The following is an 11937-nucleotide window of genomic DNA, read 5'->3' as shown; positions in this document are numbered from 1 at the left end:
GGGACGACAGGATCAGCTGACGTCGTCGACGCTGTCGGGTTCGTCCTCGACAGCGCGCTTCATCGATTCGCGGCGAGCCTTTGCGTCGCGGCCGGTCGCTTCGAGCAGGAACTCGTTTTTGAGCGAGACGGCTTCTTCGGCGTCCTCGACGTCGCCCGAGGCGATGACCTCCTCAGCGGGGCGCTCGATGATATCTAGCGCGAGTTTGTCCTTCTTGCTGCCGTATTCGACAGTCCCGACGACGACGCGCTCGAAGACAGCGTTCTCGGGGTCCTCGACGACGTAGAGGTCGTTGCCATTGTACTCCTCCGTTCCGGAGATCGATCCGAAGTACTCCTCGACGGTCGCTTCCATGTCCGGGATGCGGTCGGAGAGATATTCGCCCCTCCGCATCTTGTACTCTCGCATGCGCGGTCGTTAGCCGGGCGATGGTATACTCTTTTCGCGTTCTAGGTCCCCTGGGTATGGACGAGCGTCCCACGGTGACACTCCGGACAGAAGTCGCCCTCTCGAAGCGACGACTCCTCGGCCGGCGTCGAGAACCCGCACTCCCGACAGACGTACGATCCCTCGGGGACAGTGACCGCACCGGGACCGGCCGTGTCGGGATCGCTCGCGGCGTCGATCTCGTCTTCCGAGGGCCATTCGTTGGTCTGCGGGGACGACTCCGTCACATCGTCGTCGAGGAGTTCGGCGTCGGTCTTGCTCTGGTCGACCCCCTCGGATTCGGCCTCCTCGATATCAGGTCCAGCGTCGGGTGTTGACGAGTCGTCTCCGGCCTCCTGTGGCCACTGACCCGGATCGCGTTCGGGCGTCTCCGAGTCGTCGTCGAGGATCTCCGCGTCGTCGGTGACCGGCGGCTCCTCGCTTGCGAACCCGCCGCCTGACTCCGAGTCTGTCGAACCCCCGGCGGTCGAAGGGCTCGGGGACTCGTCGGCCGTCTGCTCGGTGTCGACGTCGGCGGTATCAGAGTCGGCTGCCGTGTCGGTTCCGGCGTCAGCGGACTCGGGCTCCGCCCCGACCTCGTTGGGCGTTTCGAGCGTCGTGACCTCCTTGTTCTCGGAGACGACGCGCGTCTCGCCACAGCGCGTGCAGGTCTGGATCTCGCGGATCGTGATGACCACCTCGCTGCCCTGTTCTTCTCGCTCGCGCTCGACGGTGGACTCCTCGAAAGCGTGCCCGAAGATCGAACACTTGAGACTCATTGTCAATACGTGGCTGCCTTCGGACTATAAGCGTACTGCTTGGACAGCAGCGCGCCCGGGGAACAAGCGTAAGAGAGTCGCGGTCGAAGGGGCGGGTATGCAAGCCAAGCCGGAGTACCGCGACCGCGACGACGACGAAGTCGCGGTGCTCGATGCCCTCGCCGACAGGGCAGACGAGGGGATGACTGTCTTCGAGTTGCGGTCGCACGTCGATCTCGACATCGACGATCTGGAGGACGCGCTGGCCGAGCTGAAAGCCGACGGCCTGATCTCCGCCGACGACGGGGACGAGCGGACGGTCGTCGTTCCCGACGAGAACGTCATCGGGCCCGATCAACACGAGGAGAACTCGACGCTCTCCTGGCTCCGTGATCGGCTCCCGTTCTGATGACTATGCGCGTTGTGTCACTACTACCCGCCGCGACGGAGATCTGTTTCGCCCTCGGCATCGAGCCCGTCGGCGTCTCCAGTGAGTGTGATTACCCCCCGGCGGCCCGGTCGATCCCGGCTGTCGAACGTACCCGCATCGACGAGACGGCGGACAGCGTCGCGATCAACGAGCAGGTCGCGGCCGCCGAGGAAGACGGCGGCCTCTACGAGATCGACGCGGAACTGCTGGCCGACCTCGACCCCGACCTCGTCATCACGCAGGGGATCTGTGACGTCTGTGCGGTCGATCGGGTGGCCGTCGCGGCCGTCGTCGACGATCTCGGGCTGGAGACGGAGATCCTGACGACCGATCCCCACTCGCTGTCGGATCTGTACGAGGAGACGCGCCGGATCGGGCGAGCGACAGACCGCGAGGGAACGGCCATCGACCTCGTCTCGGCGTGGCGGGATCGAATCGCGACGCTTCGGGAGCGGACGAGCGCGCTCGAAACGCCGTCGGTCGCCGTCCTGGACTGGATGGAACCGGTCATGGTCGCGGGCCACTGGGTCCCGGACCTCGTCGAGGCGGCGGGCGGCACGTATCCGCTGGCGGCCGTCGGCGAGCGCTCGCGGCCGCGCGAGTGGAGCGAGATCCGCGGGACGGACCCGGACGTGCTGGTGGCCGCGCCGTGTGGCTACCACCTCGAACAGACGCTGCAGGCCCGACGCGAACTCGCGGATCGCCCGGGCTGGGACGAACTGACGGCGGTCCGAGAGCGGCGAGTGTACGCGCTCGACGGGCACGACTTCGTCAACCGACCGGGACCGAGACTGATCGACACGGCCGAACACCTGGCCGGACTGCTCCATCCCGACGCGTTCCCGCAACCGCCGGGAGACGTAGCGAGACGGCTCGGACAGTAGCGCTACGAGCACGCGGGAACGTCCGGCAAATCACAGCACGGCGGCGAGGCCGACGGAGACGTTCCCGGCGACGATGATCGACCCGACCGCGAGCAACGACCCGAACCAGAGCCGCCAGCCCGGCACGCTCTGAACGAACTCCCGCTGGGAGAGCAGGAGTCCGCCGACGACCGCGACGACGGCAGTTTTCACGACGAGCAACAGGGCTGGGTCGTGCGCCAGCACGGCCCGGATCCACGGGTTCGCCTCGCCGCCGATCGAGCCCGTGGCCTCGATCGCCCACAGCGTCGACAGCGCGTCACCGACTCCCCAGACGGCGACGAGCGCAGCGACCAGTCCGACGTACTCGGAAACGTGAACGCTGAGTTTCGGTCGTGATAAGCGCCGGACTAACATCGGTAATACGCATAGAAGATCGAGTAAATCGCTTATAAATTCCGCCCCTCTATTATTGATCTTGATATCAAGGATGGAAACGACGGGATCGAGACGAGTCAGCACCGGTCACTCGGAGGGGATCCGGCACCGGTCGGCGTATTCGACGTCTTCGAGAGACGTAATCGCGGGGTCGTCGCCACAGACCGGGCAGTCGGGGTTCGGACGGATCGGGACCGTCTCGACGTCCATGCCGCCGGCGTCGACGTTCCAGAGCCGCCCGTCGAGCGTCTCGCCGTACCCGATCAGGAGCTTGATGACTTCGGTGGCCTGAACGGTGCCGATCAGGCCGGGGACGACGCCGAGGACGCCGGCGGTCGCACAGTCCGGGACGGCGCCCTCGGGTGGGGCTTCGGGGAACAGACAACGATAGCACGGCGAGTCACCCTCGCGCTCGAAGGTCGTGACCTGTCCCTCGAAGCGGTAGACGGCACCGTGTGACAGCGGCGTCCCGGTCAGCACGCACGCGTCGTTGAGCAGGTATCGCGTCGGGAAGTTGTCGGTCGCGTCGACGACGACGTCGTATCTCTCGATCAACGCCATGACGTTGTCCGGAGCGACTCGCAGGTCGTGGGTCTCGACGGTCACGTCCGGGTTCAGTCCGGCGACGAACTCGGCGGCGCTCTCGACTTTCGGCCTGCCGACGTCGGCGTCGCCGTGAACGACCTGGCGCTGGAGGTTGCTCCGCTCGACGCGGTCGTCGTCGGCGATCCCGAGCCGTCCGACCCCGGCGGCAGCGAGATACTGGACGATCGGCGATCCGAGCCCGCCCGCACCGACCACGAGGACCGAACTGTCGAGCAGTGCGGCCTGTCCCTCCGGACCGACGCCGTCGAGAATGATGTGCCGGGAGTATCGATCGAGCTGGGTCTGATCGAGGTCAGGTCTCATACCCTCCGTTGTCCGCCGATGAAAATAAACGACGAGGTTGGAAACGGTCGGGGTGTGTCGTTCAGTCGCTGACGTCCGGACGAACGCAATCATGCGACGACCTGAACCGTGGCCGCCGTAGGGGCTAAGCCGATATATGACCGAAGATATATACGAATATAGATCGATATGCATATGGCGTCATAACGCACGGCGTATGGCTGGGACGGTACGCAGAGACATAGCGTGAACAGGGAGAAAGCAGCGCAATTGGCGGTCTCGCTGTCCGGCCAAAGTCACGGGCATCTGAAACGCGAAAACCCACCGTCGGACCCGCCGCCAGCCGACCTCCATCAAAAATGTCAAAGAAAAATAAACCAACCGACACTCGACAGAACAGGATTCAGGGACACTCACCGTCCTCTTTGAGAGGAGACAGAGATGACTGAACACGTCGTCATCGTCGGCGGCGGCGTCGGCGGAACGGTCACAGCAAACCGGCTTGTAAAGAAACTCTCCCGCGAGATCGCCGCAGACGCGGTCGAAATAACGATCGTCAGTGACAACCCGTACCACGTGTACAAGCCGACGTTCTTTTACGTACCGTTCGGGGACAGCGAGCCGGAAGACGCGTCGCGACCGCTGGCGGATCTGGTCGATCGCCGTATCAGGCTCGTTTACGACCGCGCCACTGCGATCGATACCGACGAGATGTCAATCGGACTCGCCGACGGAGAAGCAATCGACTACGACTATCTGGTAGTTGCAACCGGTGCGAATCCGAGGCCGGAAGCCACACCGGGACTTGGTCCACAGCAAGACGGATATCACTTCTATGACGGAGGGGCCGCGACGGAACTGCGGGACACACTCACTGACTTCGAATCTGGACGGCTGGTTCTGTCAGTCATTGGACAGCCACACGTCTGTCCGGCCGCTCCGGTCGAGTTCACGATGCTGGCCGACGCTCGACTCCGCGAGCACGGCCACAGAGACGATGTCGAGATCGTCTACACGTATCCACAGCCACAGCTGCACGCCCTCGATGCAGTCCACGACTGGATGGTCCCCCGGTTTGAGGAACGAAATATCGAGACGCACGTCGACTTCATGCCAGCAGAGGTTGACAGCGACGCGGAGGTGATCGAAACAGCGGACGGGGAAACCCTCGAGTACGACCTGTTGGTCGGCATCCCCGAATTCAGTCCGTCGTCGCTCATCGCGAAGTCCGGGCTGGGCGACAGCTGGATGGAAATCGACAAACGGACCCTCGAATCCGACCACGCCGAGAACGTCTTTGGGGTCGGTGACGTCACGAACCTGCCGACGAGCAAGGCCGGAAGCGTCGCCCACTACGCGGCGGGCACGGTCGTCGATCGCATCGCTGCGTACGTTCGCGGGTACGCGCCGACGACCGAGTTCGACGGCGACGCGATCTGTTTCCTCGAAGCCGGGATGGAGGAGGGATCGCACATCAAATTCGACTACGACACGGATCCGGTGGTCCGTGACCAGACGGAGTTCATCCACTGGGCGAAGATGGCGTACAACGAAATGTACTGGCTGACTGCACGGGGGCTTGCCTGAGGTGTGTCTCGATGAGTGAAACGAATCCACAAAGCCACACGGAAGACGAATCGATCGAAAACATCGTCGACACGCTGACTGAACTCGAAGAGACGGGCACGATCGACGACCTCGCGCAGGTCGCACAGACGATTTCGCTGGCGTCGGAGGCGATCGACGACGACATGATCAAATCGACCACGAGGGCGACCGTCAGAGCGGGCGAACTGTTCGATACGGCGGCCGGCGAGCCGGCGGCGCTACGCAACCTCGAAGTCCTGACCGCGGCGCTGAGCGAAACTGGGTCCGATCCGACTGATCCACCGGACGGCGCTGGCATCGTCACCTTGCTCCGCAAGCTGAACGATCCCAGCGTCCAGCGTGGACTCGGATTCGCGCTGACGCTGCTCGGTGAACTCGGCGACCAACTGGAAGCGCGGGCTGACCGCTATCCTGACGCCGAAACGACCGCTGATCTCGGCATGGAATCGACTGACTAAATTAATAATTTCTGATGCGAATTCTCGTGCCGATTTACTGTTTCGATTGCCCTGCTCCGGGTGACTGATACGGGACAGACATCAAGAATCCGTCCGACACTGCCGTCGACGGAGCGTCGATTTGAAGTACGTGTTCGCAAAGAGAGTGAATCGACAGCGGGAGAATTATATTCCTCACAATTGTACCCACCGGTATGGACTGTTCCCGGTGCGGGGGCGATCTGGAGGTCTACTCGCTGGGCGAACAGGAGGCCTACGTGTGCGCCGACTGTGGGTTCGTCGATACGACCGTCGAACACGAGGTGAAAACTCGACCGGAACCGGAGCCGTGGGAGCGCGCTCTGGAGCGGTTCTACCGGAAACACGTCGACACCGAAGCGGCGATCGTCGGATCCGGTGAAACCGCGGCGCTGGTTGAGGTCGAACCGGACAGCGACGACTCGGCTGTCGAGGCTAGTACAGCAGCCGAGACGGCTGCCGACGTAAAAACCGAACCCGACGACGAACCGACCGACGGCGAGGAAGCCGAAACCGACGACGAGCCGGCAGCTGAGTAGCCACGGTAGGCGTCGATCGAAAACTAGCGAGTGAGGCTCCGAAGACCGGCCGATCAGTCTTCGGCGGCTTCGGGTTCCTGTTCGGGTTCTTCTTCTGCGGGCTGTTCCTCGTCGGACCGAGCTGCGACGAGCCCACCGCGGGCGACCGAGTACATCGGCTCGTCGACGTGAGAGACGCCGCTGATCGAGAACGGGATGTTGGCTTCTTCGAGGTGGCGCTCGAAGAGTTTCGTGAAGCCGTCGGGCGTCGAAGTCCCGCCAGTGACGACGACCGGCACGTCCAGCCCTTCCTCGACGTCTTCCTCATCGACCTCACGCTGGATGAGGTCGATGACGTAGTCCAGCAGGTTCTCGTAGTAGATCGACAGCGCGCCCTCGACGCCGCCGACGTCGGTCGTGAAGTCCAGTTCGAAGTCCTCCTCTTTGATCGAGGTGACCTTGTCGACGGGCGTGCCAGTCGCCTGAGCGGCCTGCTCGTCGATCCAGTCGCCACCGCGGGCGACCGAGAACTTCATGACCGGAACCGCGTAGTACGCCAGCGTGACGTTGGTCATCCCGGCACCGAAGCTGATCCCCAGCCCGGTGAAGTCGTTGTCCGCCAACTCGGAGTAGATGACGGCCATCCCCTCGTTGATCGGCTCGGCGTCGTAGCCCATCTCGTCGAGGAAGCTCTCGATGGTCTTCTGGTGATACAGCGTCGAGAGATCCGAGTCGATCGGATCGGCCGGTGTCGAGAAATAGATTTTCTCGTTCGGATGGTCCGGCGAGCCGACGACCTGCTCGATGATGAGTTTCATCATCGGGATCGCGGACTTCTCGTCGCTGGAGAGGATGCCGTGTTGCATCGGCCGGCGCGTCTCCTTGTTGAAGATGTTCGCGAAGTTCAGCGCGTCGTCCCCGACGACGTACACCTTGTCGTCCTTGCGGATGTGGAGGACGTCCGACCGACTGAGCATCTGCTCCGCCATGTCGGAGTATTCGATCTCGACGAACGAGTTCCGCTGCTGAACGAAGACCGTCTCGTTACCTTCCTGTTGTGCCGAAATGATGTTCATCGTGCCGACGTCTAGTCCTTTCGCCATGTTCTGGACAACTTGGCGCGGTCTAATAAAACTATGTGAAACGGGCTAAATAGATTATGAGTGTAATTTTTTCCTGTCTGAAATCGCAGTCCTGAGGGTATCTACTGGCGGATCCTCTCAAGCTACCCGCCGAAAAACCTTCTGATTCTCGCGAGCAGTCCTTCGCTGGATGCGGTGGCCGCCTTCGCCTGCTGGTCCTCCTTGCGTCGCTGTCTGAGTTCGTTGAGTTTCGTGGTCTGGTCGTCCACCGTCGATTCCGAGGTCGCAGTCTTCGTTTCGCCGCCCTTCAGCGCTTTCAGGCCCTGAACCTGGGCGTCGGTCGAGGAGGAACTGGTGATCCGTTCGGCTTCGACGTCCATGCCCGAGAGATCGTAGTCACCCTCGAGGTTGAGCGTGAGCGACTGCCCCTCGTGACGTTCGACCCCGCCCCAGGTGATGTCGACGTCTTCCATCGCCGCTTCGATGTCCTGGCGGATCTCCTCGTCGCTGTAGGACTCCTCGGGTTCGGGCTCTTCCATCGGCTCGATGTCGGCCGGGCTCGGTTTCGCCCGTTCGATCTGGTGGGCGACAAGCGCCGTCCCGGTCGAGACGACCACGAGCCCCATCCCGATGGCGTACCCGAGGACGACGTGGATCGTGTACTCCGCGCCTTCGACGTTGAACTCCCAGGGGTAGAGGTACGCGAACCCGGCGACGGCGACGACGGTGATCGCGGTCCCGAGCACGCCCGTATAGGTCGCCCGAACGTCGACGGGCAGCAGCACCAGTACCCCGAGCAACAGCGTCGGGACCGACAGCATCCCCATCGCGAACGAGATCTCGCGGAGCAACCAGAACGGGTCGCTGCCGTGGGTAAACAGGTACGCCGCCACGAAGAACACGAGTCCGACGGCCGCGAACGCGATGCCGCCGAAGAACAGTCCGAACCCGAGATACACGTCGATCTGATCGTCGGGCTCGCCGATGTAGTGCCGGTACAACTCGAAGAGAACGTTGTCCGGGAGGTCCTCATCAGATGGGTCGTCGTCTGCCATTAAACTGTGTTTCCGGCCCCTGTGTAATTATTGTTCCCCCAAATGTGGCCGTTCCAGTAGTAAAATATTACGTATGCGTTTGATATCGATTATACCTGGCCACGGGAACGACAGTATCGGACCGCTGGCCCGGGGGCGTATTGCGGCAAATATTGAGGCGTCAAATCGTTCGCAAGCGGACCTGCGGCGCGTGTTCTCGGACGTTTCCAACAGCTTTGTATCGGCCCCCGTCCGAACCACGGGTATGACTGCGCACGTCGTCGTTCTGGGCTCGGGCTATGCCGGCGCTGGCGCTATCAAGCGCCTCGAAGACGAGTTACGCGGGGCGGCGGATATCACGTGGATCTCGGATGTCGATTATCACCTCGTCTTGCACGAGGTGCACCGCTGTATCAGCGATCCGGCCGTCCAGGAGAAGATCACGATCCCGATCGAGGAGATCAAATCGCCGAGCACGCGCTTCGTGGAGGGACACGTCGAGAACGTGGACGTCGACGCCCGGCAGGTACAGCTGGACGACGAGCGGGCGATCGAGTACGACTACCTGCTCGTCGCGGTCGGGAGCGAAACGGCGTTTTTCGGGCTGGACGGGCTGAAAGAACACGCCCATACCCTGAAGAGCCTCGACGACGCGCTCGGGATCCACGACGCGATCCGGGACGCGGCACGGGAGGCAAGCAGCGACGACCCGGCACGTGTGGTCGTCGGTGGGGCCGGACTCTCGGGCATTCAGACCGCTGGCGAAGTGGCGCGGTTCCGCGACGAGGTCGACGCTCCGCTGGATATCGTGCTCGTCGAGGCGCTCGACTCGGTACTCCCCAACAGCGACAGCGAGCTTCAGGAGGCACTGCGTCGCCGTCTGGAAGCACGGGACATCCGGATCAAGACTGGCGAGTTCATTCGTGCGGCCGACGAGGACTCGGTGACGGTCGGCGAGCAACGAGTCGGCTACGACGTGCTCGTCTGGACCGGGGGCATCACCGGCCGAAAGGAGATGGCGGGCGTCGGTGTCGAGAAAGACCGCGACTCGAACCGGATCAAGACCGAGACGACGTTCCGGACCGATGACGAGCGCGTGTTCGCCGTCGGGGACGCCGCGCTCGTCGATCAGCCGTCCGGCGAGCCGGTCCCCCCGAACGCCCAGGCCGCGTGGGACGCCGCCGAAGTCGCCGGCGAGAACGTCGCTCGCGCGATCCGGGGTCAGCCGCTCGAAACCTGGACCTACGAGGACAAGGGGACGGCGGTCTCGATCGGCGAGGACGCCGTCGCTCACGACGTGATGAACCTCCCGATCTCGACGTTCGGCGGCCTCCCCGCTCGCCTGCTGAAGAAGGCGATCGCCGCTCGGTGGATCGCTGACATCACGTCGCCGTCGCGGGCGATCGCCGCCTGGGGTGACATGTGACCGCCGGCGCTGTGCGCCACAGGTCGTGAGACTTATTCCGCCCGGCACGTAGGTGTGGATATGGATCTGCGGGTCATCGAGAAAGAGGACAACGCGCTCTCTATCGAGATCGCGGGCGAGGATCACACGTTCATGAACGTACTCAAGGGGGCACTGCTGGAGACCGACGGCGTCGCCGCCGCGACCTACGACATGAATCCCGAACAGTCCGGCGGCCAGACCGACCCGGTATTGACGATCAAGACCGAAGACGGCACCGACGCGCTCGACGCGCTGGAGACGGGGACCGACCGCGTCATCGAGAAGGCCGACGCGCTGACCGAGGCCTACGAATCGGCAGCCTGACAGTACGCGACGGTGACGAACACGCGGTCGTCGGGACCTGCGTGGGCGTCGATTCCGACGCGTTCGACCGAATCCGGCGTCGGACCGAGCTGTTCCAGAAGTCTTCTCGCAGTCGTCTCCGCATCGGTACCGTCGGCGACGGCTGTCATCGTCCACTCCTGTTCGACGGAGATCGTACCCGAGCACCGGACGTCGAACCGGCGGAGCTGGTTGCGGGTGATCTCGCGGTCGTCGTCCGTGTAGGCGTTTTTCACGAGTCGCTGGTTGACGTACGTCGCCATCGAATCGAGGTCGCCGGACCGCTCGAGTCTCGGCGTGCGATCCACGTTCAACTCGGCGAAGACCGACGTTTCGACCTCGGCCATCGAGAGGTCCCCGACTGCAGTTTCGTTGCCGGGCACGGCCTCGACGCTGGGCGGCCCCTGTGGGGTGAGCCCGGGGATATCGATGACGCCGAGAAAGCCGAGCGCGCCGACGGCCACGAGCGCGACGACGACCAGTGCCGCCGCCGCTTCGACCCGACCGGCGAGTTCGAAGTACCCCGGCGTGTCGCCGGTCTCGAAGTCGTCGTACGCCAGCGGTTTCTTCTCGAAGGTCGTCCCGCCGCAGCGACTGCACGGCGGGTTGTTGCGCTGGTGGTGACGACCGCAGTCCGCACACGCCCAGACGAACTGTTCGCGGTCGTCTTCGGCGGTCGCCTGCGGGACGACAGCGCGTTCGAAGCGGTGATGTCCACAGTTGTCACACGGGGGATCGTTGCGCTCGTGTGGCTTGCCACACTGTGGACAGCGCCATTTCATAACCGGACGGGCACGCCGCGCTCGTCCAGGTACTCCTTGGTTTCCTGGATCGAGTACTCGCCGAAGTGGAAGATCGACGCCGCGAGTCCGGCGTCGGCGTCGGCCTCGGTGAACACCTCGTACATGTCCTCGGGGCCGCCACACCCGGAGGAGGCGATCACGGGCGTCGAGACGACGTCGGTGACGGCTTTCGTCAGCGGGATGTCGTACCCCTCCTTGGTGCCGTCGGCGTCGATCGAGTTGACGAACAGCTCGCCCGCACCGCGCTGTTCGGCTTCCTGGACCCACTCGACGACGTCCATGCCGGTGCCTTCACGGCCGCCCTTGACGGTGCACTCGAACCAGGCCGACTCGCCGTCGATGTCGACGTAGTGTTCGCCCTGTTCGTCGAACCGACGTCGGGCGTCGACGCTGATGACGATACACTGGTTGCCGAAGGCCGTCGCACCCTCCTCGATCAGGTCGGGGTTCGCGATCGCACCCGAGTTGATCGAGACCTTGTCCGCGCCGGCGCGCAGGGTCTCTTTGATGTCCCCCCGGGTGCGGATCCCCCCACCTACGGTCAGCGGGATGAACACCTCGTCGGCGACCCGCTCGACGGTTTCGAGCATCGTCGCCCGCCCCTCGGCGGAGGCCGTGATGTCCAGAAAGACGAACTCGTCGGCTCCGGCCTCGTTGTAGCGTTTGGCCATCTCGACCGGATCGCCCGTGTACTCCAGGTCCTCGAAGTTGACCCCCGTGTACACCGCCGCGTTCCCCTCCTCGTCGAGATCCACGTCGATGCAGGGGATGATCCGTTTCGTGAGCATGTGCGATCTGTTCGGCAGAGACAGGTATGACGGTTT

General features: G+C 63.6%; 15 protein-coding genes. 7 read left to right on the top strand and 8 right to left on the bottom strand.

Annotated elements, in window-relative coordinates:
* Window positions 1-12: 12 nt before the first annotated feature.
* Both HSR122_RS11400 and HSR122_RS11395 read right to left on the bottom strand, forming a co-directional pair.
* Entirely contained in the window at window positions 13-408 is a 396-nt protein-coding gene (locus tag HSR122_RS11400) for a DUF5611 family protein (RefSeq protein ID WP_229109933.1), read from the bottom strand.
* 41 nt (window positions 409-449) lie between these two features.
* Window positions 450-1205, bottom strand: coding sequence for a DUF7093 family protein (locus HSR122_RS11395; protein ID WP_229109932.1), 756 nt, complete (start codon window positions 1203-1205; stop codon window positions 450-452).
* 97 nt (window positions 1206-1302) lie between these two features.
* Between HSR122_RS11395 and HSR122_RS11390 the strand changes: the two genes are divergently transcribed.
* Both HSR122_RS11390 and HSR122_RS11385 read left to right on the top strand, forming a co-directional pair.
* The gene (locus HSR122_RS11390; RefSeq protein ID WP_229109931.1) at window positions 1303-1593 is read left to right on the top strand and encodes a DUF6432 family protein; all 291 of its coding nucleotides are present in this window, start codon (window positions 1303-1305) and stop codon (window positions 1591-1593) included.
* A 5-nt stretch (window positions 1594-1598) separates the two neighbouring features.
* Window positions 1599-2498 (top strand): cobalamin-binding protein, encoded by a 900-nt coding sequence (locus tag HSR122_RS11385; RefSeq protein WP_229112208.1) that lies wholly within the window; start codon window positions 1599-1601, stop codon window positions 2496-2498.
* 30 nt (window positions 2499-2528) lie between these two features.
* Here the strand turns inward: HSR122_RS11385 and HSR122_RS11380 are convergent, their stop codons facing one another.
* Window positions 2529-2894 carry a DUF5658 family protein gene (locus HSR122_RS11380; RefSeq protein ID WP_229109930.1) on the bottom strand — a complete coding sequence of 122 codons (366 nt, stop codon included), beginning with the start codon at window positions 2892-2894 and terminating at the stop codon, window positions 2529-2531.
* Window positions 2895-3002: 108 nt separating this feature from the next.
* Entirely contained in the window at window positions 3003-3824 is an 822-nt protein-coding gene (gene ubaA / locus HSR122_RS11375) for an SAMP-activating enzyme E1 (protein WP_229109929.1), read from the bottom strand.
* 420 nt (window positions 3825-4244) lie between these two features.
* Between ubaA and HSR122_RS11370 the strand changes: the two genes are divergently transcribed.
* The 3 genes from HSR122_RS11370 to HSR122_RS11360 all read left to right on the top strand — a co-directional run bounded on the left by HSR122_RS11370 (window position 4245) and on the right by HSR122_RS11360 (window position 6426).
* On the top strand, window positions 4245-5390 hold the full coding sequence (locus HSR122_RS11370) for an NAD(P)/FAD-dependent oxidoreductase (protein WP_229109928.1): 1146 nt from the start codon (window positions 4245-4247) through the stop codon (window positions 5388-5390).
* An 11-nt stretch (window positions 5391-5401) separates the two neighbouring features.
* Window positions 5402-5869, top strand: coding sequence for a DUF1641 domain-containing protein (locus HSR122_RS11365; protein WP_229109927.1), 468 nt, complete (start codon window positions 5402-5404; stop codon window positions 5867-5869).
* A gap of 194 nt (window positions 5870-6063) precedes the next feature.
* On the top strand, window positions 6064-6426 hold the full coding sequence (locus HSR122_RS11360; protein WP_229109926.1) for a hypothetical protein: 363 nt from the start codon (window positions 6064-6066) through the stop codon (window positions 6424-6426).
* A 53-nt stretch (window positions 6427-6479) separates the two neighbouring features.
* On the opposite strand, the gene HSR122_RS11355 is transcribed toward HSR122_RS11360, so the two are convergent.
* Together HSR122_RS11355 and HSR122_RS11350 are read right to left on the bottom strand one after the other, a co-directional pair.
* A complete protein-coding gene (locus HSR122_RS11355; RefSeq protein ID WP_229109925.1) occupies window positions 6480-7508 on the bottom strand; it encodes a cell division protein FtsA in 1029 nt (342 codons plus the stop codon).
* A gap of 122 nt (window positions 7509-7630) precedes the next feature.
* Window positions 7631-8542, bottom strand: a complete 912-nt coding sequence (locus HSR122_RS11350; RefSeq protein ID WP_229109924.1) for a DUF7139 domain-containing protein — start codon at window positions 8540-8542, stop codon at window positions 7631-7633.
* Window positions 8543-8786: 244 nt separating this feature from the next.
* On the opposite strand from HSR122_RS11350, the gene HSR122_RS11345 reads away from it, so the two are divergent.
* The gene (locus HSR122_RS11345) at window positions 8787-9947 is read left to right on the top strand and encodes an NAD(P)/FAD-dependent oxidoreductase (RefSeq protein WP_229109923.1); all 1161 of its coding nucleotides are present in this window, start codon (window positions 8787-8789) and stop codon (window positions 9945-9947) included.
* Between the two features lie 60 nt (window positions 9948-10007).
* Entirely contained in the window at window positions 10008-10292 is a 285-nt protein-coding gene (locus HSR122_RS11340) for a DNA-directed RNA polymerase subunit L (RefSeq protein ID WP_229109922.1), read from the top strand.
* Here HSR122_RS11340 and HSR122_RS11335 read toward each other — a convergent pair.
* Entirely contained in the window at window positions 10274-11092 is an 819-nt protein-coding gene (locus HSR122_RS11335; protein ID WP_229109921.1) for a hypothetical protein, read from the bottom strand. The two genes, HSR122_RS11340 and HSR122_RS11335, sit on opposite strands and share 19 nt — an antisense overlap.
* Window positions 11089-11901 carry an imidazole glycerol phosphate synthase subunit HisF gene (gene hisF / locus HSR122_RS11330; protein WP_229109920.1) on the bottom strand — a complete coding sequence of 271 codons (813 nt, stop codon included), beginning with the start codon at window positions 11899-11901 and terminating at the stop codon, window positions 11089-11091. Before hisF ends, HSR122_RS11335 begins: the two co-directional genes overlap by 4 nt.
* Window positions 11902-11937: the final 36 nt, after the last annotated feature.

The organism is Halapricum desulfuricans (assembly GCF_017094525.1).
In the GTDB taxonomy this organism is placed as follows: Archaea; Halobacteriota; Halobacteria; order Halobacteriales; family Haloarculaceae; genus Halapricum; species Halapricum desulfuricans.
The sequence above is the reverse complement of the archived record's forward strand: the minus strand, read 5'-3'. Positions and strand labels throughout refer to the sequence as shown.

Bases quoted from the DNA above. Each gene is read 5' to 3' on its own strand.
- HSR122_RS11400 (WP_229109933.1), bottom strand. From the start codon at position 408: ATGCGAGAGTACAAGATGCGGAGGGGCGAATATCTCTCCGACCGCATC.
- HSR122_RS11395 (WP_229109932.1), bottom strand. From the start codon at position 1,205: ATGAGTCTCAAGTGTTCGATCTTCGGGCACGCTTTCGAGGAGTCCACC.
- HSR122_RS11390 (WP_229109931.1), top strand. From the start codon at position 1,303: ATGCAAGCCAAGCCGGAGTACCGCGACCGCGACGACGACGAAGTCGCG.
- HSR122_RS11385 (WP_229112208.1), top strand. From the start codon at position 1,599: ATGCGCGTTGTGTCACTACTACCCGCCGCGACGGAGATCTGTTTCGCC.
- HSR122_RS11380 (WP_229109930.1), bottom strand. From the start codon at position 2,894: ATGTTAGTCCGGCGCTTATCACGACCGAAACTCAGCGTTCACGTTTCC.
- ubaA (WP_229109929.1), bottom strand. From the start codon at position 3,824: ATGAGACCTGACCTCGATCAGACCCAGCTCGATCGATACTCCCGGCAC.
- HSR122_RS11370 (WP_229109928.1), top strand. From the start codon at position 4,245: ATGACTGAACACGTCGTCATCGTCGGCGGCGGCGTCGGCGGAACGGTC.
- HSR122_RS11365 (WP_229109927.1), top strand. From the start codon at position 5,402: ATGAGTGAAACGAATCCACAAAGCCACACGGAAGACGAATCGATCGAA.
- HSR122_RS11360 (WP_229109926.1), top strand. From the start codon at position 6,064: ATGGACTGTTCCCGGTGCGGGGGCGATCTGGAGGTCTACTCGCTGGGC.
- HSR122_RS11355 (WP_229109925.1), bottom strand. From the start codon at position 7,508: ATGGCGAAAGGACTAGACGTCGGCACGATGAACATCATTTCGGCACAA.
- HSR122_RS11350 (WP_229109924.1), bottom strand. From the start codon at position 8,542: ATGGCAGACGACGACCCATCTGATGAGGACCTCCCGGACAACGTTCTC.
- HSR122_RS11345 (WP_229109923.1), top strand. From the start codon at position 8,787: ATGACTGCGCACGTCGTCGTTCTGGGCTCGGGCTATGCCGGCGCTGGC.
- HSR122_RS11340 (WP_229109922.1), top strand. From the start codon at position 10,008: ATGGATCTGCGGGTCATCGAGAAAGAGGACAACGCGCTCTCTATCGAG.
- HSR122_RS11335 (WP_229109921.1), bottom strand. From the start codon at position 11,092: ATGAAATGGCGCTGTCCACAGTGTGGCAAGCCACACGAGCGCAACGAT.
- hisF (WP_229109920.1), bottom strand. From the start codon at position 11,901: ATGCTCACGAAACGGATCATCCCCTGCATCGACGTGGATCTCGACGAG.